Source organism: Variovorax sp. SPNA7, assembly GCF_033807855.1.
In the GTDB taxonomy this organism is placed as follows: domain Bacteria; phylum Pseudomonadota; class Gammaproteobacteria; order Burkholderiales; family Burkholderiaceae_C; genus Variovorax; species Variovorax beijingensis.
The window spans coordinates 4,361,260-4,381,231 of the sequence record NZ_CP138513.1 but is presented as its reverse complement, the minus strand read 5'-3'; the positions used below and the strand labels follow the sequence as shown (position 1 = coordinate 4,381,231).

The window sequence follows — 19,972 nt, the reverse complement described above, 5'->3', positions numbered from 1 at the left end:
GCGGAGGGGAGTACCCGGTGGCCTGTGCACGCGCCCTGAACAACAGCGCCCGAACAAGAGCGCCAAGAACAAAGCGCCCGGACAAAACATCACTGCCACCCAAACCGCCGCGCATACCACCCCTTGACCGCCTGCGTGAGCGTCGCATACCCCGCCAGCATCGCGGCCAGCCACGGAAAGTAGGCCAGCGGAAGCGCCTGCAGCCTGAAGTAGTGCGCGAGCCGCCCCATCGGCAGCCAGATGCCCGCCGCGGCAATCGCCGCGCCCATCGCCAGCAGCGGCCAGGCCGCGCGGCTTTGCAGGAACGGGATCTTGCGCGTGCGGATCAGGTGCACGATCAGCGTCTGCGACAGCAGCCCCTCCACGAACCAGCCCGACTGGAACAGCGCCTGGTGCGCCACCGTGTTGGCCGAGAACGCGAACCACATCACGGCGTAGGTCAGGATGTCGAACACCGAGCTCAGCGGCCCGAAGAACAGCATGAAACGTCCCAGGTCGGCCGGGTTCCAGCTCTGCGGTTTGCGCAGGAACTCCACGTCCACGTTGTCGAACGGAATCGCGATCTGCGACACGTCGTACAGCAGGTTCTGCACCAGCAGATGCAGCGGCAGCATCGGCAGGAAGGGCAGGAACGCGCTTGCCACCAGCACCGAGAACACATTGCCGAAATTCGAGCTCGCCGTGAGCTTGATGTACTTCAGCATGTTGGCAAAGGTGCGGCGCCCCTCGACCACGCCCTGCTCCAGCACCATGAGGCTCTTCTCGAGCAGGATGATGTCGGCCGACTCCTTGGCCACGTCCACCGCACCATCCACCGAGATGCCGATGTCGGCCGCACGCAGCGCGGGCGCGTCGTTGATGCCGTCGCCCATGAAGCCCACCACGTGCCCGTTCGCATGCAGCGCACGCACGATGCGCTCCTTGTGCGCGGGCGTGAGCTTGGCGAACACCTGGTGCCGCTCGACCAGCGTGCGCAGGCCGGCGTCGTCCAGCTCCTCGATCTCGCGGCCCGGCACCACGCGGCCGGCCTCGATGCCGACGTCGCCGCAGACCTTGCGCGCCACCAGTTCGTTGTCGCCTGTCAGCACCTTCACCGCCACGCCGTGCGCGGCCAGCGCGCGCAGCGCGGGCGCGGTCGACTCCTTCGGCGGATCGAGAAAAGCGACATAGCCCAGCAGCGTGAGCGCCGTTTCGTCGGCCACGCCGTAGGCCACCTGGGCCTGCCGCTGTGCACCGGCGGCCAGCACGCGGCTGGCCACGGCCACCACGCGCAGGCCCTGGGTGTTGAGTTCCGACGCGATGCCGTGGATGCGTGCGAGCAGATCGGCGTCGAGCGGCAGCACCTCGTCGCCGCGCTCGACCGAAGTGCAGACCGAGAGAATCTCTTCCAGCGCACCCTTGCAGACCAGCAGGTGCTCGCTGCCGCCGTTCTCGACCACCACCGACATGCGGCGGCGCGCGAAGTCGAAGGGCACTTCGTCGATCTTGCGCCAGGCCGTCTGCAGCCGCGTCTCCAGCTGCATTTCAGCGTGGCTCAGCACGGCCTTGTCGAGCAGGTTCTTGAGGCCCGTCTGGTGGAAGCTGTTCAGGTAGGCCATCTGCAGCACATGGTCCGAGGCTTCGCCCCAGGCGTTGGTGTGGCGCTCCAGCACGATGCGGTCCTGCGTCAGCGTGCCGGTCTTGTCGGTGCACAGCACGTCCATGGCGCCGAAGTTGTGGATGGCTTCCAGCCGCTTCACGATCACCTTCTGCCGCGACATCACGACCGCGCCCTTGGCCAGCGTGGCCGTCACGATCATCGGCAGCATCTCGGGCGTGAGGCCCACGGCGATCGACAGCGCGAACAGCGCCGCCTCCCACCAGTCGCCCTTGGCCACGCCGTTGATCACCAGCACCAGCGGCGCCATCACCAGCATGAAGCGGATCAGCACCCAGCTCACGCGGTTGATGCCGGCCTGGAACGCGCTGGTGCCCAGGTCGGCGGCGGTCACGCGCTGCGCCAGCGCGCCGAAGAACGTGCGGTTGCCCGTGTGCACGATGAGCGCGGTGGCGGTGCCGCTGACCACGCTGGTGCCCATGAAGAGCAGGTTCTCGCGCTCGAGCACGCCGGCTTCGGGGCCGCCGTGGTCGATGCAGAACTTCTCCACGGGCATCGCTTCGCCCGTCAGCGCCGACTGGCTGATGAACAGGTCCTTGGCGGCGAGCAGCCGGCAGTCGGCCGGGATCATGTCGCCGGCCGAGAGCGCGATCACGTCGCCCGGCACCAGGTCGCGCATCGGCACTTCGATGCGCAGCGCACTCGCAGCGCCGGGCGCGGGCCGCAGCACGGTGGCCGTGTTGCTCACCATGGCCTTGAGCCGCTCGGCCGCCTTGCTGGAGCGCGACTCCTGCAGGAAGCGCAGCACGGTCGACAGCCCCACCATGCTGCCGATCACGAGCGCGGCCTTCATGTCTTCCGTGATCCAGGAGATCAGCGCCAGCGCGGTCAGCAGCAGGTTGAAAGGGTTGCGGTAGCACTGCCACAGGTGCACCCACCATGGCGGTGGCTGGTCGTGGCGCACCTCGTTGCTGCCGAACTGCTTGCGCAGCGCCTGCGCCTGGTTTTCGTCCAGGCCCTGCGGCGAGCTGTGGAGTTCGAGGAGCACCTCGCCGGCATCGGTGCGCGACGCGGCCTGCAGTGCCTTCGAGATGTCTGGGGAGGTGCCGGCGGCGGCCGGGGCGATGCGCGGCCGTGCGGCGCGCGGCAGGTGTTCGCGGCGGATCATGGGGTTCTTCTCCTTCGGGCGCGGGCCGCGAAGGAGGGAACCGGCCGCCTCGGTCAATCAGCGGGCAGGAGTCCTCCGCGGCGCGGCGCGCCGGGTTGTGATGAAAGCAAATGGCATCGAATCAAAAAGAGAGCGGGGCGCGCTGGGGCGCAAGCGAGGGGCGGGGTCCATGGTGGCCTCCTGCGATGAAGATACGGTTGCGGTTCTGCGCGGCGGCCGGCTCAGCGCTGCTTCGGACCGGCGTTCCGGTCCAGCAGCAGGAAGAAGCTGCGGATGCGCCGTGTGGTCCAGAGCGCCGCCGCCTGGTCCAGCGTCGCGTCGATGGCCGGTGCGGCGGCCGCATGGCCCTGGGCGTGCGCCGAGGTGCCGCGAACGCGCGGCTGCGCCTGCGGCGACGACGGTTGTTGCTGCTGCTGTTGTTGCCGTTGCTGGCAGGAATGAAACTGACGCATGACAAGGCTCCTTCGCGATGAAGGGCCTCGTGGCATGAGACCACGCAAGCTGACTGAAAAAGTCAGCGACGAAAACGACGGGATCTGGAAGGGGAGAGAGCCGCTTGCCGGAGGAGGCAAGGGGGTCGCACGCTGCGGGCACACTGGCCGCGGCGCGCAAGAAGCCTGCGCTACGGAGCCGGGTGTGTCACGCCTGCCAAAGCACGCGTCTTGTCACTGATCCAACTGGCACTGTCCACGCACGAGGCTCCGAAGTAAAGATATGGGATTGTTGCACTGCGTCATAGGGTCGTCAACCCATTGGCTCGACACTGCGCAGGGCTATCGCGCTGCGCTGCAGCGCGCCCGCAAGGGGGTCGCCGCGAAGCTCAGTAGCACTGGAACAGGACGCCGGATTCCGCGGGCGCCTTGCCGACCCAGCGCGGCGTCTGGCCCTTGGCGCTGCAATGGTCGGTGGCCTGGGTGTACGTGGGTGCGCGCAGCACGCCTTCGCGGAAGGGCACCACCTGGTTGGGAGGTACGGAGCAGCCGGTGACGAGCAAAGCGAGCGGAAGAAGAGTGCGCCAGTTCATCGGTCCATTCTAAGACGCGGCCTCGTCGCAGAGCGCGCGGATCGCGGGTGGAATGGGCACCGCGCGGATGCCGCCGCCTTCGCGCTTCGCCGCGAAGATGCGCACCTCCTCGCATTCGAGGATCAGCTCGTCGCCGCGCAGCACGCGGTAGGTCTGCACGAAGCTCTTGTCGCGCCACTCGGTGACGCGCACCGCGATCTGCAGCGTGTCGCCGTAGCTCGCGGCCTTGACGAAGCGCGTGTGCGTGTCGACCAGCGGCGTGCCGATCACGCCCAGCGTGCACGCCGTTTCTTCCCAGCGCGGCACGCCGCACTCGGCGAAGAAGTGGCGCGACGCCGCATCGATCCAGCGGAAGAAGTTGGGAAACCAGACGATGCCGGCGGGATCGCAGTCGCCGAACTCGACGCGCGCTGTATAGGTGATTTCTTTGCTGTTGCTCATCAGTTCATTTTCGTGGTCAGCCACGGGGCGATGCATGCGCTCAATCCGCAACGATCCTGCGGTCGCGGATCAGCGCGCCGAAGCGCTGCGAATCGGCCGCCGCGCGCCGCTGGAACTCGGCCGGCGAGCCCGGCAACGCTTCGCCGCCGAGCGAGGCGATGCGTTCCTTCACGGCCGGCAGCGCGAGCGCGCGGTTGATCTGCGCATTGAGCAGCGTCACCACTTCAGGCGGCGTGCCTGCGGGCGCGTAGAAGCCGAACACGGTGTCGGCGTCGAAGCCGCGCAGTCCGGCCTCGTCGAGCGTGGGCACGTCGGGGAACTGCGGCGAGCGCTGCGGGCTGCCCACCGCCAGCAGCCGGAGCTTGCCGGCGCGCACCTGCTGCAGGCCGATGCCCGGGTCGAAGGCATAGTCGATCTGGCCTGCCAGCAGGTCCTGCAGCGCGGGCGCCGCGCCGCGGTAGGGCACGTGCAGCGCGAAGACGCCGGCCTGGCTCTTGAACATCTCGCCCGCCAGGTGCGGCGAACTGCCGTTGCCCGGCGAGCCATACGACAGCTTGCCCGGGTTGGTCTTGAGATACGCAATGAACTCGCGGATGTTGGTGGGCGGCAGCGCGGGCCTGGCCACCAGGAACACCAGCACGCGCGCGGCCGCGGCCACCGGCACCAGGTCCTTCGCGGGATCGAAGCTCATGCGCGCATACAGGTGCGGGTTCACCGACACCATGCCGCCCGAACTCATGAGCAGCGTGTAGCCGTCGGCCGGTGCGCGCGCCACCGCCTCGCCGCCGACGTTGCCGTTGGCGCCCGCGCGGTTCTCGATCACCACGGGTTGCTTGAGCGCCTCCTGCAGCGGCTGCGAGACCGCGCGCGCGATCTGGTCGGCGGCGCCGCCGGGCGGAAAGTTGACGACCACCTTGATCGGCTTGGCGGGCCAGGTGTCGGCATGCGCCTGCGCACAGGCCAGCAGCGCGCAGGCGGCGGTGAACAGCAGGCGTCGCCGCCAGGGAAGGGCGTGGTGGGGCATGGGTGGTGTCTCCTGTGTTGTCATGGAATCAGGGTCGGGCGGCGGTGGACGGCGGCCGCTTCATCCAGCGGATAGCCTGCGCCTGCACGGGCCGCGGCGCGGCACCGTGGCGCACCAGCGCGGCGTCGAGCGCCTTGCCGCCCTCGTCGGCCAGGGCTGCTTCGCGCGCCGCGGCAATCGCCTCGGCGCGTGCCGGCGCGGCGAGCGTTGCATGGCCTGCGAGTTCGCCGATCATGTGCAGCAGGTTGTGCTTGCCGCGCTCGTTGGTGCTGCCGTAGCCCTTGATGAGCCGGCCGCACAGCGCGAGCTCGTGGCCCAGCGCCCAGGCTTCGCGCGTGCCGGCTTCCACCGCCGCGAGCCAGCGTTCGATCAGCGCCTGTTCCTCGGCAAAGCGGTGGCCGCGGCGGCGCAGCCACTTCAGCGATGACAAGAGGCGCAGCGAGGCCATGCCGGCCACCGAGTGGCTGCCCACCTTCAGCGGCAGCGCCCAGGGCGCGAGGCCGCGTGCCTGCCTGCCGCGGTCCCACGCAGTGACGCGGCGCGCCAGCCCCGGCGGCAGCAGTGCGGCGAACTCGGCTGCGCCGGGCTTGAAATGGTCGTAGACCTTCACGATGTCTTCGTCGGCCGCACGCACTTCCTGCCGCACGCGCTGCGCGCGGCTGGCACGGCCCTTGAGCGCCGCCACCCGCACGATGTCGTCGAAGGCCATCCACAGCGCGAGCCAGCGCGCGGCCTCGCGGGTGATGGCAAAGCCCTGCACGCCGGCCGGGTCGGCGGCGCGCTCGGCATCGAGCACCCGGCCCAGCCGCTCGGCGTAGAGCGCGGCGTAGCCGGCGTCCTGGTAGTCGAGCACGCGCGCATGGCCGAGCGCGAGCATGTCGTGCACGGCGGGCGGAAAGCGCCGCGCCAGTTCGTCCGGCAAGGCGCGCGGCGGTGGCGGCGCGTCGCGGGTGTCGGCGGCCAGCACGCTGCTCACGAAGGCGGCCTGCGCGCGCGGCGTGCCCACGGCCTCGAAGCCCGCCGCAAAGCCGCGCAGGCTGGCCGCGGCCATCCTGCCCAGCTTCTCGGGCGCGCGGGTGTCGCCGCCGCGCACCACATGCTCATAGGCCTCGCGCGGAAACGGAAACAGGCCGCTGCCCGCGATGGCGCCGAGCATCACCGCGCTGACCACCGTGCCAGTCTCGCGCGCCATGGCATTCATGTCGAACACATGGTGTTCGCGGCTGAAGGCCTTGACCACGTCGACGAGGCGCTGCGCATCGGCGCGGCCGTCGCCGGGCTGCATGCGCTCGGCGGTGGTGAAGATGCGCGCCGACGAGCTGATGACCAGCGTACGCAGCGGCGCGCTCATCCCGTTGCCGATCTGGCGCGCGGTCTCGAGCAGCTCCGACGACACGATGGCGTCGAGCGCGCCCGGCACCGGGCTCAGGCTGAACACCGGGCGCCGGCCGGCCAGCTGCGCGAGCGGCACCGGGAACACCTCGATGTAGTAGGTGGTGGCGCCGGTGCGCTGCGCCACGCCGGGAATCGACGTGCTCTGCGCGGCATGGCCGGCATGGCGGGCGATGTCGACCAGCCATTCGGTGAGCACGCCGCCGCCTTCGCCGCCAAGGGCGCAGACGAGCAGGGTCGTGGGACGGTTCTGTTCCATGTGGTCGTCTCTCATGCGGGTTGCAGCACGCGCACCACGGCGCCGCGCAGCGCGTGCAGCAGGCGCTCGTGCCACTTCGGGTTCTGCACCACCTCGGCGCGGTAGAAGCTCGGGCACAGCGTGGCCGCATGCGCGTTCTCGCCGCACAGGCCGCAGCCCACGCAGCCGTCGATCACGGTGGCCACCGGGTCGACCTTGAGCGGGTCGGGGTTGTCCCTGAGCGTGAGCGTGGGACAGCCCGACAGCCGGATGCAGGCATGGTCGCCGTTGCACACGTCTTCGTCGACGCCGTACTTCACGCGCACCACGCGCTCGCCGCGCTGAAGGAGGCCGGCAATCCAGGGCTTGATGCGGCGCTGGCGCTCGAGCTGGCATTCGCCCTCGGCAATCACCACCTTGAGGCCGTTGAAGTCGCTGGTGAGCGCTTCGGTCAGCGTCTTGCGCATGCGCTCCACCTCGTAGGTGGTGACGGTGCGCATCCACTGCACGCCCAGGCCTTTCAGCGTGGCCTCGATGGTCTGGTTCTTGTCGACCAGGCTCTGCTGCTTGTCGACGGCGCGTTCCTTCATCTCGTCGTCGGGCGTGGAGATGATGTCCTGCGTGCCGGTGGCCGAGGTGTAGCCGTTCTTGAAGATCAGCAGCACCGCGTCGTCGCCGTTGAAGAGCGCGCTCTGCACGCCCGTGAGCAGGCCGTTGTGCCAGAAGCCGCCGTCGCCCATGATCGACAGCGTGCGGCGGTTCATCATGGGCGCCACGCCCGCGCGGCTCGCCAGGCTCATGCCGTAGCCGAGGATCGAATGCCCCATCGAGAAGGGCTCGAAGGTGCCGAAGGCATGGCAGCCGATGTCGGCCGCGATGTGCACCGGCCCCGTCTCCTGCTGCGCGAGCTTCAGGGCCGAGAACACCGGGCGCTCGGGGCAGCCGATGCAGAAGCTCGGCGGCCGGTTGGGCAGCAGCGTCTCGAGCTGGCGCGCCACGGCCTCGCGGCGCTCGCAGTTGCCGGCCAGCCAGGCCTTTGCGGAAGACGAAGCCTCGCCGCTCTCGATGTACTTCGCGGCGAAGGCGCCGAGGCCGCCTGCGAGCACCTCGACGCCGTATTCGCCGGCTGCGGGCAGCATGTCCTTGCCGTGCAGCGGCGTCTGGATGTCGCGCCGGCGCAGCAGGGTGGCGATGTCCTGCTCGATGTATTCGGGCTGGCCTTCCTCCACCACCAGCACGGCGCGCTTGCCCAGGCAGAAGTCGGCCACCTGTTCGGGCACCAGCGGGTAGGTCACGTTGAGCACCAGGATCGGAATGTCCGTCTCGCCGAAGGCATCGGCCAGGCCTTGCTGCTGCAGGCTGCGGATGAGCGCGTTGTAGAGCCCGCCCTGCACCACGATGCCGAGATCGGCATGCCGGCCGCCCGGAATCAGCTCGTTGAGTCCGTGCTCCACGATGTAGCGCCGCGCGGCCGGAATGCGCTCGTCGCCCTTGAGCTTCTCGTGGCGGAAGGTAACGGGCGGATGCGCGAGCCGCATGTAGTCGAAGCCCGCGGGCTCGCTCATCAGCGCGCGGGTCGAGACGGCGGGTGCGATGTTGTCCTTGCACTCGAAGCTGCCGCGCACGTGGCAGGTGCGGATGCGCAGCTCCATCAGGCAGGGCATGTTCGAAGTCTCGGACAGGCGAAAGCCTTCTTCCACCATGCGCACCATCACGCCCAGCTCGGGCCGCGGATCGAGCAGGCACATGCTCGACTTGAGCGCATAGGCGTGCGTGCGCTCCTGGATCACGCTCGCGCCTTCGCCGTAGTCCTCGCCCACCACCACCAGCACACCGCCGGTCACGCCGGGCGACGACAGGTTGGAGAGCGCATCGGCCGCCACGTTGGTGCCGACGATTGACTTCCAGGTGACGGCGCCGCGCAGCGGGTAATGGATGGACGCGCCGAGCATGGCCGCGGCCGAGGCTTCGTTGGAGCAGGCCTCCACGTGCACGCCGAGCTCGTCCATGTAGGCCTTGCCCTGCACCATCACGTCGAGCAGGTGCGACACCGGCGCGCCCTGGTAGCCGCCCACGTAGGCCACGCCCGACTGCAGCAGGCCCTTGGTGATTGCGAGGATGCCCTCGCCGTGGAAGGTGTCGCCGGCGCCCAGGCGCAGCATCTCCACTTCCTTGCTGAATGAAACTTCCAAGAGATTCGACTCCGTTGATGGATGGGTTGAGTGATGGCGATGGCGCGATGCGGCAAGCGCTCTGCCCGCGCCGCGCTTCGCCGGCGCCATGCCGTGGTGGCGGTCTGCTTACTTGCCGGGCGGCCTCGCGGCTGCGCCGGGAAAGCGCGCCACGTAGTAGGCAAGGGTGTCCAGGTCCTCCGGCGGGATGCCGCTCAGCGCTTCGGTCATGGCCTGCGTGTAGCCCGGGCGCTTGCCCGTGCGAAAGCCGTGCAGGGTCAGCTGCAGATAGTCTTCGCGCTGCTGCGCGATGCGCGGAACCTGCTGGCCGCCGCTCAGGTCGGCGCCGTGGCAGATCACGCAGCGATGCGTTTGCGCCAGCGCCTGCCCGCGTGCCATGCGCGCCGCATCGGGCGGCGCGGCCGGCGGCGCGGCGGGCACTGGTGGCAGCGTGGCGATGAATTCCGAGAAGCCGCGCAGGTCCTCGTCCTTCATGGTCTTTGCCACCGCCGACATTGCGGGGTTGTCGCGCCGGCCTTCGCGGAACAGGAACAGCTGCGTGATCGCGTAGAACGAATGCTGGCCCGCGAGCACCGGCGTTCCCGCCATGTCGCTGCGCCCGTTCGCGCCGTGGCACGAGGCGCACACGGCCGCATAGCGCTGCGCATAGCCGCCCTGCGCCGGCTGCGTGCCCTGCGCACCGGCAGGCGGTGCCGCTGAAGCGAGGAGCGTCATGGCGATGCCCGCAATGGCCTGCGCGATGAAGAGAAAGCCCTTGCTCATCGGCCGCCGTAGCTGATGCGGTAGATCGCGCCGGCGTGGTCGTCGCTCACGAGCATGGAGCCGTCCTTCAGCACCAGGAAGTCCACCGGCCGGCCCAGGTAGTTGTTGTTCTCGACGAAGCCCGTCATGAAGGGCTCGACCTTCGCGCCGCCCTTGCCGTCGGGCCAGGCCACGGCGATGTCGGCGTACTTGGTGGTGCGGTTCCACGGACCGTGGCGGGCGATGAACATCGCGCCGCGGTACTTGGTGGGGAACATCTTGCCGTTGTAGAAGGCCAGGCCCAGCGAGGCGGCGTGCGGGCCGAGCAGCGCGGCGGGCCTGGTGTATTCGCCGCAGTTCTTGCCCCAGCCGAACTCGGGGTCGGCGATGTTGCCCTGGTGGCAGTACGGGTAGCCGAAATGCTGGTCGGGCTTGGTCACCACGTTCAGCTCGTCGTTGGGCAGGTCTTCGCTGAGCCAGTCGCGGCCGTTGTCGGTGAACCAGAGGTTGCCGGTCTTGGGGTCGAAGTCGAAGCCCACCGTGTTGCGCACGCCGCGCGCCACGGTCTCGATGCCGCTGCCGTCCAGGTTCATGCGGAAGATGCGCGCATGCGCCTCGTCGGGGTCGCAGATGTTGCAGGGCGCGCCCACGGCGTAGTAGAGCTTGCCGCCGTGCACGCGCAGGTAGCGCCAGCTGTGGTCCTGCCCGCCGGGCAGCTTGTCGTGAAGCACCGCGGGCGTGCCGGGGTTGTCGAGCTTGTCCTCGATGCCGTCGTAGCGAACGATCTGCTTGTGGGTGGCCAGATAGAGCGCGCCCTTGTGATATTCGATGCCGGTGGCGAACTCGGTCTTGTCGACGATGGTCTTCGGCTTGCGGTCGCCTTTCTCCGCAATGGCATAGACCTTGTTGCCCACGAACAGCGTGCTCACGAAGACCGTGCCCTTGTCGCCCTGGCGCAGCGAGCGCGCATCGAGCACGCCCGAGGCCCAGGTCTCCACCTTGAAGCCCGGCGGCAGCTTGAACTTGGCGGTGGGCAGCTGGTCGGGCGCGGTCGGAATCGGGAAGGAGGGCACCGGCGCCATGCGCGTGGCGGCTTCGGTCTTGGGGCGGCCCTTGGCCCAGCCCGGCTCGTCGGCCGGTGGCTGCTGTGCCCAGGCGGCGGTGGCGGCAATGCAAAGCAGGGCGGCTGTTGCCGCATGCGCACGGAGTCTGGCCATGTCTTGTCTCCTTCTCGTTGTGGGGTGCTCTTCTTGTGTTCACCGAACGGAGCGCGATCGGCGACGGCGGCCAGTGTGCGAGCCCGGCGCCCGGTCTTCAATAAAATAATCGAGCTAAGTAATATGCATGCCATGCATATACAGACGATGGACCTCAACCTGCTGCGCCTTTTCGACGCGGTCTACCGCGCCCGCAGCGTGAGCCGCGCGGCCGAGGCGCTGGGGCTCACGCAGCCGGCGGCGAGCCACGGCCTCGGCCGCCTGCGCCTGCTGCTGAAGGACGCGCTCTTCACGCGCGCGCCGGGCGGCGTGGCACCCACACCGCGCGCCGAGCGGCTGGCCAGCGCGGTGCAGGCTGCGCTCAACACGCTCGAAGAAGCGCTGCAGGAGCCCGGCCGCTTCGAGCCGCAGGCCTCGCGCAAGACCTTCCGCATCCACATGAGCGACATCGGCGAGGGCCGCTTCCTGCCTCCGCTCATGGCGCGGCTCGGCGAGCTGGCGCCCAACGTTCACATCGAGACCCTGCCGTTGCAGCCGACGGAAATCGCGCCCGCGCTCGACAGCGGCCGCATCGACTTTGCCTTCGGCTTCCTGCCCAAGGTGCGCGACACGCAGCGCAAGCACCTGCTGAAGGACCGCTACATCGTGCTGCTGCGCAAGGGCCATCCGTTCGCGCGCGGGCGGCGCAGCAGCCAGGCGCTGATCGAGGCGCTGCAGACGCTCGAGTACGTGGCGGTGCGCACGCATGCGGAGACGCTGCGCATCCTGCAGCTGCTCAACCTAGAGGAGCGCGTGCGGCTCACCACCGAGCACTTCATGGTGCTGCCGGCCATCGTGCGCGCCACCGACCTGGCCGTGGTGATGCCGCGCAACATCGCGCGCGGGTTTGCCGAGGAGGGCGGCTACGCCATCGTGGAGCCGGCCTTTCCGCTGCGCGACTTCACGGTCTCGCTGCACTGGAGCAAGCGCTTCGAGGCCGACCCGGCCAACCAGTGGCTGCGGCAGGTGATCACGGCGCTGTTCTCGGAGCGCACGTAGAAGAAGAAAGCTCGCACGGCACAACCAAAGTACGCGGTCCTGCGCGGATGGATTCCCCTACGGAAAATAGCCCAAGTTGCTGCGGCGCAACATGGAAATCCGTGGGTTTTCCGTCGAAATACGATGAAAGCCTTCGCATTTGGCGATCGCGAATAGCGCGTGCTCTCCGCGATGAATTCTTTCGCGCTCAGTGCTTCGCGCGAGGGCTTCCTGCGCCAAAAAACCGTCATCGAAATTGTTGCAACCACTTGTAGAGTGGCTTGGCCATGTGAACGGTTTGTCGCCGCGGGCCGCCGGCATTTCTCCTTGAACGGCGGGTGCATCACGCGTCCATTCACGCGCACATGCATCGTTGCCGAATTCATTCAAGACCCTGGAGAAATGCATGACTACCGCCGATCAGCCGGGCCGCACCGCGCCCCTTACCTCGGGTCAGATGGCGATGTGGCTCGGCGCAAAGTTCGCGTCGCCCGACACCAATTTCAATCTTGCCGAAGCCATCGAGATCGATGGCCCCATCGACCCCGCCATCTTCCTTGCCGCCATGCGCCAGGTGGCCGATGAAGCCGAAGCCACGCGGCTCGGTTTTGTCGACACGGGCGAAGGGCCGCGCCAGGTCGTCGCGCCCACCTTCACCGGCGAGATCCCCTACCTCGACCTGAGCGGCCGCAGCGACGCGCAGGCCGAGGCCGAGCGCTGGATGCGCGCCGACTTCACGCGCAACATCGACCTGGCGACCGGGCCGCTGTGGCTGTCCGCGCTGATCCGGCTCTCGCCCGCGCGCCACATCTGGTACCACCGCAGCCACCACATCGTGCTCGACGGCTTTGGCGGCGGGCTCATTGCGCGCCGATTCGCGGACGTCTACAGCGCCATGGCCAAAGGCAGCGCCGTAGTGCCCGACGAATCGCGCCTGGCGCCGATCTCGCAGCTGGCCGAGGAAGACAACGCCTACCGCGCATCGGGCCGCTTTCCGCGCGACCGCCAGTACTGGGTCGAGCGCTTCGGCGATGCGCCGGATCCGCTGAGCCTGGCCTCGCAGCGTTCGGTCAACATCGGTGGCCTGCTGCGCCAGACGGTGCACCTGCCGGCCGCCAGCGTGCAGGCCTTGCAGGCCATTGCGCAAGAGCTCGGGACCACGCTGCCGCAGATCCTCATTGCCACCACCGCGGCCTACCTGTACCGCGCCACCGGCATCGAGGACATGGTGATCGGCATTCCCGTGACGGCGCGCCACAACGACCGCATGCGGCGCGTGCCGGCGATGGTGGCCAACGCGCTGCCGCTGCGCCTGGCGATGCGCGCGGACCTGCCGATCCCGGAACTGATCCGCGAGGTCGGCCGGCAGATGCGGCAGATCCTCAGGCACCAGAGCTATCGCTACGAGCACCTGCGCAGCGACCTCAACATGCTGGTTGCCAACCGGCAGCTGTTCACCACGGTGGTCAACGTCGAGCCCTTCGACTACGACTTCCGGTTTGCGGGCCATGCCGCGAAGCCGCGCAACCTGTCGAACGGCACGGCCGAGGACCTGGGCATCTTCCTGTACGAGCGCGGCAACGGGCAGGACCTGCAGATCGACTTCGACGCCAACCCCGCAGTGCACACCGCGCAAGGCTTGGCAGATCACCAGCGCCGGCTGCTCACCTTCATGGCCGCGGTGATCCGCGAGCCGGACCAGGCCATCGGCCATGTCGACCTGCTCCGGGCCGACGAGCGCAGGCAGCTGCTGGTGGCGTGGAACGACACGGCGCACCCGGTGCCCGCCACCCATCTCACCGCATTGATCGAAGCGCAGCTTGCAGCCAGCCCGCAAGGCATCGCGCTGCGCTTCGACGGTGAGTCGATGCGCAACGACGAACTGAACCGCCGCGCCAACCGCCTCGCGCACCTGCTGCGCGCACGCGGCGCCGGGCCGGAGCGCACCGTGGCCCTGGCCATTCCGCGCTCGATGGAACTCATGGTGGCGCTGCTCGCCACGCTGAAGACGGGCGCCGCCTACCTGCCGGTCGACCCGGACTTTCCGCAGGACCGCATCGCCTTCATGCTCGGCGACGCGCAGCCGGTGTGCCTGGTCACGACCACCGCGCTCGCAGAGACGCTGCCGGGCGGCGCAGGGCAATTGCTGCTCGACCTGCCGCAAACGATTGCCGAACTGGGGAGTTGTCCGGACACCGATCCCGCCGTGGCGATCGATCCCGACCGTCCGGCCTATGTGATCTACACCTCGGGCTCCACCGGAACGCCGAAGGGTGCGGTGGTGTCGCACCGCGCCATCGTCAACCGCCTGCGCTGGATGCAGCACCGCTACGGCCTGCGTGCCGACGACCGCGTGCTGCAGAAGACGCCGTCGAGCTTCGACGTGTCGGTCTGGGAATTCTTCTGGCCGCTGATCGACGGCGCCACGCTGGTGCTCGCAAAGCCGGGCGGCCACAAGGACGCGGCCTACCTGGCCGGTCTGATTGCCAGCGAAGGCATCACCACGATCCACTTCGTGCCCTCGATGCTCGAGGTCTTCCTGCTCGAGCCCGCCGCCTTCGCCTGCAGCACGCTGCGGCGCGTGATCTGCAGCGGCGAAGCGCTGTCGCCCGCGCTGGTGTCGCAGTTCCAGCAGCGCCTGCCCTGCGAACTGCACAACCTCTACGGACCGACCGAGGCCGCCGTCGACGTGACCTCGTGGGAATGCCCGCGCGAGCCGCAGGCCGCAGCGGCACTGGCGAGCGTTCCCATCGGCCGCCCGATCTGGAACACGCAGATGCATGTGCTGGACAGCGGCCTGCAGCCCGTGCCGCCGGGCGTGACTGGCGAGCTCTACATCGCGGGCGTCGGCCTGGCGCGCGGCTACCTGAAGCGGCCGCTGCTGAGCGCCGAGCGCTTCATTGCCAACCCGTATGGCGAGCCCGGCAGCCGCATGTACCGGACCGGCGACCTCGCGCGCTGGCGCAGCGACGGCAGCCTCGACTTCCTGGGCCGCGCCGACCAGCAGGTGAAGATCCGGGGCCTGCGCATCGAGCCGGGCGAAATCGAATCGGTGCTGCTGAAGCACCCGCAGGTGGCGCAGGCCGCGGTGCTTGCACGCGAGGACGTGCCGGGCGAGAAGCGCCTGGTGGCCTACGTGGTGGCCGCCGATGCGGCCGACCCGCAGGCCGCCGAGCTGCGCACGCACCTGGCGCAGGCCTTGCCCGAGTACATGGTGCCCTCGGCCTTCGTGAGCCTGCCGGCGCTGCCGCTGGGCCCGAGCGGCAAGCTCGACCGCAAGGCGCTGCCGGCGCCCGAGCTGCAGGCCGCCACGCCGTATGCGGCGCCGCGCACACCCACCGAAAGGATATTGGCCGGCCTCTGGGCCGAGACGCTGCACCTGCCGCGCGTGGGCATCCACGACAACTTCTTCGAGCTGGGCGGGCACTCGCTGATGATCGTGCAGCTGATCTCGATGATCCGGCAGCAGTTCATGATCGACCTGCCGCTGGACACGCTGTTCCAGGTCTCCACCATCGCCGGCCTCGCGGAGCTGCTCGACCAGGAGACGGTGGCGCGTCCCAGCCTCGTGCCGATGCCGCGCCCGGCGCGCATTCCGCTGTCGTTCGCGCAGCGCCGCCTGTGGCTGATGAACCAGCTAGCGGACGCCGACCCGGCCTACAACATGCCGCTCGCGCTGCGGCTTTCCGGCCTGCTGGACCGCGCGGCGCTGCACGAGGCGCTGGGCGACCTGGTGAAGCGCCACGAGAGCCTGCGAACCATCTACCCGAACGAGGACGGGCTGCCCTACCAGCACATCCTCGATGGTGCCGAGGCGCGGCCGGCGGTGATCGAAGCCGACAGCAGCGAGGAAGACATCGCCGCGCAGCTGCACGCGGCTGCGCACCGCGGCTTCGCGCTCGGCATCACGCCGCCCCTGCGCACGCACCTGTTCAGGCTGGCCGCCGACGAGCACGTGTTGCTGCTCTTGACGCACCACATCGTCGGCGACGGCGCCTCGCTGCTGCCGCTGGCGCGCGACCTGAGCGTGGCCTATGCCGCACGCTGCGAAGGCAAGGCGCCAGGCTGGGCGCCGCTGCCGCTGCAATATGCCGACTACGCGCTGTGGCAGCAGGAGCTGCTCGGCAGCGAAGACGACCCCGAGAGCATGGCCGGCCGGCAGCGCGAGTTCTGGCGCGAGACCTTGCACGGCCTGCCCGAGCGGCTGAGCCTGCCGGTCGACCGCCCGCATCCGGCGGTGCCCAGCTACCGCGGCGACGTGGTGCCGATGCAGATCGCGCCGCGCGTGCACGAGCGCATGCTGCAGCTGGCGCGCGACGGCCAGGCCAGCGTCTTCATGGTGCTGCAGGCCGCGCTCGCGGGGCTGCTGCAGCGGCTGGGTGCCGGCGACGACATCGCCATCGGCACGCCGGTGGCCGGGCGCAGCGACCACGCGCTGGACGAGCTGATCGGCTGCTTCGTCAATGCGCTGGTGCTGCGCACCGACCTTTCGGGGCAGCCGAGCCTGCGCGAGCTGATCGCGCGGGTGCGCACCACCAACCTGGCGGCCTACGCCAACCAGGAACTCCCGTACGACCGCATCGTGGAGCTGCTGCGGCCGGGCCGCTCTGGCGCCAACCTGCCGCTGTTCCAGGTCATGCTGGGCTTCCAGCAGGGCGGCAACCGGCTGTCCTTCAGCCTGCCGGGCCTGTCGATCACGCCGCAGCCGGTGGCCGTGGACACCGCGAAGTTCGACCTGTCCTTCATCCTCGACGAGCAGCGCGGCGCCGACGGCCTGCCGGGCGGCATTGCCGGCGGCATCCAGTACAGCACCGACCTGTTCGACCGCGGCACGGTCGAGGCCATCGCCATGCGGCTCGCGCGCCTGCTCGAAGAGGCCTGCGATGCGCCCGACGAACCCATCGGCAGCCTGGCCATCCTGAGCGCCGAGGAAAACCGCCGTGTGCTGGAAGACTGGAGCGGCCGCACGCGCGAGCTGGCGCCGCTCACACTGGCCGCCATGGTGCAGGCCCACGCCGCCGAGCGCCCGCATGCGCCGGCGGTGGTGCTCGACGATGCGACGGTGAGCTATGCCGAGCTCGACCTGCGCGCCAACCGGCTCGCGCACCTGCTGCGCGACCGGGGCATCGGCGCCGGCGCCATCGTGGCGACAGTGCTGCCGCGTTCACTCGACCTCGTGGTGGCGCACCTCGCCATCGTCAAGGCCGGCGCAGCGTACCTGCCGATCGACCCGGGCCACATGGCCGGGCGCAGCGCCTTCGTGTTCGAGGAAGCCGCGCCCGCCGCCGTGCTGACACACGCCGCGCTCCTGCCGCAATTGGCCGGCGTGCCGCACTGCATGGCGCTCGACGGCGACGAGACGGCCGCCGCGCTGGCGATCCAGCCGGACGGCCTTCCGGTGCCGACGCAAGCTGCCGATCCCCAGCAGGCCGCCTACGTCATCTACACCTCGGGCTCCACCGGCGTGCCCAAGGGCGTGGTGGTGCCGCATGCGGGCCTCGCCAGCCTGGGCGCCGCGATGATGGAGCGGCTTGCGATCACGCCGGATTCGCGCGTGCTGCAGTTCTCTTCCAGCGGCTTCGATGCTTCGGTGATGGACCAGTTGATGGCCTTCTACGCCGGCGCCGCGCTGGTGGTGCCCGCGGCGCAGCAGCTGCTGGGCACGGACCTGGCCGAGCTGCTCGAAAGGCAGGCCGTCAGCCACGCGCTGATTCCGCCCGCCGCGCTGGCCACCGTGCCGCCCGGCGAATTTCCGAACCTGCAAACGCTGGTGGTCGGCGGCGACGCCTGCCCCGCCGCGCTCGCCGCGCGCTGGTCGCAGGGCCGCCGCATGATCAACGCCTACGGCCCGACCGAGATCACCATCTGCGCGAGCATGAGCGCGCCGATGAATGCGACGGAGCCGCCCTCCATCGGCCAGCCGATCTGGAACACGCGCATGTACGTGCTCGACGACAGCCTGCGGCCGGTGCCGCCCGGTGTCGCGGGCGAGCTCTATATCGCCGGCACCGGCGTGGCGCGCGGCTACCTGAAGCGGCCCGTGCTGAGTGCCGAACGCTTCATCGCCAATCCGTATGGCGAGCCCGGCAGCCGCATGTACCGCAGCGGCGACCTCGCGCGCTGGCGCAGCGACGGCAGCCTCGACTTCCTGGGCCGTGCCGACCAGCAGGTGAAGATCCGCGGCTTCCGCATCGAGCCCGGGGAGATCGAGTCGGTGCTGCTGAAGCATCCGCAGGTGACGCAGGCCGCCGTGGTCGTGCGCGAGGACCTGCCGGGCGACAAGCGCCTGGTGGCCTACTTTGCCGCCGCGCCCGATCCGCAGCCGGTCGAGCTGCGTGCGCACATGGCGAAGGCGCTGCCCGACTACATGGTGCCCTCGGCCTTCGTGCACCTGCCGTCGCTGCCGCTGACGCCAAGCGGCAAGCTCGACCGCAAGGCATTGCCTGCGCCCGAGCAGCCGCAGGCCGGCGCGCAGTACGTGGAACCGCGCACGCCCACCGAGAAGCTGCTCGCGGGCCTGTGGGCCGAGACGCTGCAACTGGAGCGCATCGGCATCCACGACAACTTCTTCGAGATCGGCGGGCATTCGCTGATGGCCATTCAGCTGGGCATGCGCATCCGCCAGCAGGTGCGCGCGGACTTTCCGCATGCCGAGGTCTACAACCGCCCCTCGATTGCCGAGCTGGCCGCATGGATCGACGACAACGCGGGCGGTGGGGCCGAGGCGCTGGACCTGTCGCGCGAACTCGAGCTGCCCGCGCACATCCGCCCGCAGGGCACCGCGCCGGCGCTGGCACCGAAGCGCGTGTTCCTCACCGGCGCGAGCGGCTTCGTCGGCAGCCACCTGCTGGCCGCATTGCTGCGCGACACCGCGGCCTGCGTGGTGTGCCACGTGCGTGCCGAGGACGCGCAGGCCGGCGCGCTGCGCCTCAAGCGCACGCTGGCCCAGCGCCGGCTGGGCGCGGTGTGGGACGAAGCGCGCATCCAGGTCGTGACCGGCGACCTCGGCAAGCCGCGCCTGGGCCTGGACGAGCGCGCCGTGCAACTGGTGCAGGACGGCTGCGACGCCATCTACCACTGCGCCGCACAGGTCGACTTCCTGCATCCCTATGCGAGCCTCAAGCCCGCGAACGTCGACAGCGTGGTCACGCTGCTCGAATGGACAGCGCAAGGCTGCGCGAAGAGCATGCACTACGTCTCCACGCTCGCAGTGATCGACCAGAACAACAAGGAAGACACCATCACCGAGCAATCGGCGCTGGCTTCCTGGAGCGGGCTGGTCGACGGCTACAGCCAGAGCAAGTGGGTCGGCGATGCGCTGGCCCGCGAGGCGCAGGCGCGCGGCATGCCGGTGGCGATCTACCGGTTGGGCGCAGTCACCGGCGACCACGCGCATGCGATCTGCAATGCCGACGACCTGATCTGGCGCGTGGCGCACCTCTATGCCGACCTGGAAGCGATTCCCGACATGGACCTGCCGCTCAACCTGACGCCGGTCGACGACGTGGCGCGCGCCATCCTCGGCCTGGCGGGACAGCAGGCCTCCTGGGGCCAGGTGTTCCACCTGACGAGCCAGGAGGCGCTGCGGGTGCGCGACATTCCGCCGGTCTTCGAACGCATGGGCATGCGGCTGGAGCCCGTGGGACTCGAGCCCTGGCTGCAGCGCGCGCACCAGAGGCTGGCCACCGTGCAGGACCGCGACCTGGCCGCGGTGCTCGCGATTCTCGACCGCTACGACACCACGGCCACGCCGCCGCAGGTGAGCGGCGCGGCCACGCATGCGCAGCTCGAAGCCATCGGCGTGCCGATCCGCCCCGTGGACCGCGAGCTGCTGCAGCGCTACTTCGTCGACCTGGGCATCGACACCAAGGCGCGCCGCGCCGCGGAAACCACCACTTCATAGGAAGGAGCAAGAACGCAA

General features: G+C 69.5%; 12 protein-coding genes. 2 read left to right on the top strand and 10 right to left on the bottom strand.

Features of this window, described 5'->3' with window-relative positions; translation table 11 throughout:
* Positions 1-89 precede the first annotated feature (89 nt).
* From mgtA to RZE77_RS20350, 9 genes are all read right to left on the bottom strand, one after another.
* Entirely contained in the window at positions 90-2,765 is a 2,676-nt protein-coding gene (mgtA, locus tag RZE77_RS20390; protein WP_319439004.1) for a magnesium-translocating P-type ATPase, read from the bottom strand.
* A 221-nt stretch (positions 2,766-2,986) separates the two neighbouring features.
* The gene (locus RZE77_RS20385) at positions 2,987-3,217 is read right to left on the bottom strand and encodes a hypothetical protein (RefSeq protein ID WP_319439003.1); all 231 of its coding nucleotides are present in this window, start codon (positions 3,215-3,217) and stop codon (positions 2,987-2,989) included.
* A 368-nt stretch (positions 3,218-3,585) separates the two neighbouring features.
* Complete coding sequence (locus tag RZE77_RS20380) at positions 3,586-3,789, bottom strand: hypothetical protein (protein ID WP_319427222.1); 204 nt, start codon at positions 3,787-3,789, stop codon at positions 3,586-3,588.
* Between the two features lie 9 nt (positions 3,790-3,798).
* Positions 3,799-4,230, bottom strand: a complete 432-nt coding sequence (locus RZE77_RS20375; protein WP_319439002.1) for an acyl-CoA thioesterase — start codon at positions 4,228-4,230, stop codon at positions 3,799-3,801.
* A gap of 40 nt (positions 4,231-4,270) precedes the next feature.
* Positions 4,271-5,254, bottom strand: coding sequence for a Bug family tripartite tricarboxylate transporter substrate binding protein (locus RZE77_RS20370; protein ID WP_319439001.1), 984 nt, complete (start codon positions 5,252-5,254; stop codon positions 4,271-4,273).
* Positions 5,255-5,282: 28 nt separating this feature from the next.
* The gene (locus tag RZE77_RS20365; RefSeq protein ID WP_319442389.1) at positions 5,283-6,905 is read right to left on the bottom strand and encodes an indolepyruvate oxidoreductase subunit beta family protein; all 1,623 of its coding nucleotides are present in this window, start codon (positions 6,903-6,905) and stop codon (positions 5,283-5,285) included.
* An 11-nt stretch (positions 6,906-6,916) separates the two neighbouring features.
* Complete coding sequence (locus RZE77_RS20360) at positions 6,917-9,076, bottom strand: indolepyruvate ferredoxin oxidoreductase subunit alpha (protein WP_319439000.1); 2,160 nt, start codon at positions 9,074-9,076, stop codon at positions 6,917-6,919.
* Positions 9,077-9,184: 108 nt separating this feature from the next.
* The gene (locus RZE77_RS20355) at positions 9,185-9,838 is read right to left on the bottom strand and encodes a c-type cytochrome (RefSeq protein ID WP_319438999.1); all 654 of its coding nucleotides are present in this window, start codon (positions 9,836-9,838) and stop codon (positions 9,185-9,187) included.
* Entirely contained in the window at positions 9,835-11,034 is a 1,200-nt protein-coding gene (locus RZE77_RS20350; protein WP_319438998.1) for a PQQ-dependent sugar dehydrogenase, read from the bottom strand. Before RZE77_RS20350 ends, RZE77_RS20355 begins: the two co-directional genes overlap by 4 nt.
* Positions 11,035-11,157: 123 nt before the next feature.
* On the opposite strand from RZE77_RS20350, the gene RZE77_RS20345 reads away from it, so the two are divergent.
* Entirely contained in the window at positions 11,158-12,072 is a 915-nt protein-coding gene (locus RZE77_RS20345; protein ID WP_319438997.1) for a LysR family transcriptional regulator, read from the top strand.
* Positions 12,073-12,129: 57 nt separating this feature from the next.
* Here RZE77_RS20345 and RZE77_RS20340 read toward each other — a convergent pair whose 3' ends face one another.
* On the bottom strand, positions 12,130-12,459 hold the full coding sequence (locus tag RZE77_RS20340) for a hypothetical protein (protein ID WP_319438996.1): 330 nt from the start codon (positions 12,457-12,459) through the stop codon (positions 12,130-12,132).
* On the opposite strand from RZE77_RS20340, the gene RZE77_RS20335 reads away from it, so the two are divergent.
* A complete protein-coding gene (locus tag RZE77_RS20335) occupies positions 12,458-19,954 on the top strand; it encodes a non-ribosomal peptide synthetase (RefSeq protein ID WP_319438995.1) in 7,497 nt (2,498 codons plus the stop codon). The two genes, RZE77_RS20340 and RZE77_RS20335, sit on opposite strands and share 2 nt — an antisense overlap.
* Positions 19,955-19,972: the final 18 nt, after the last annotated feature.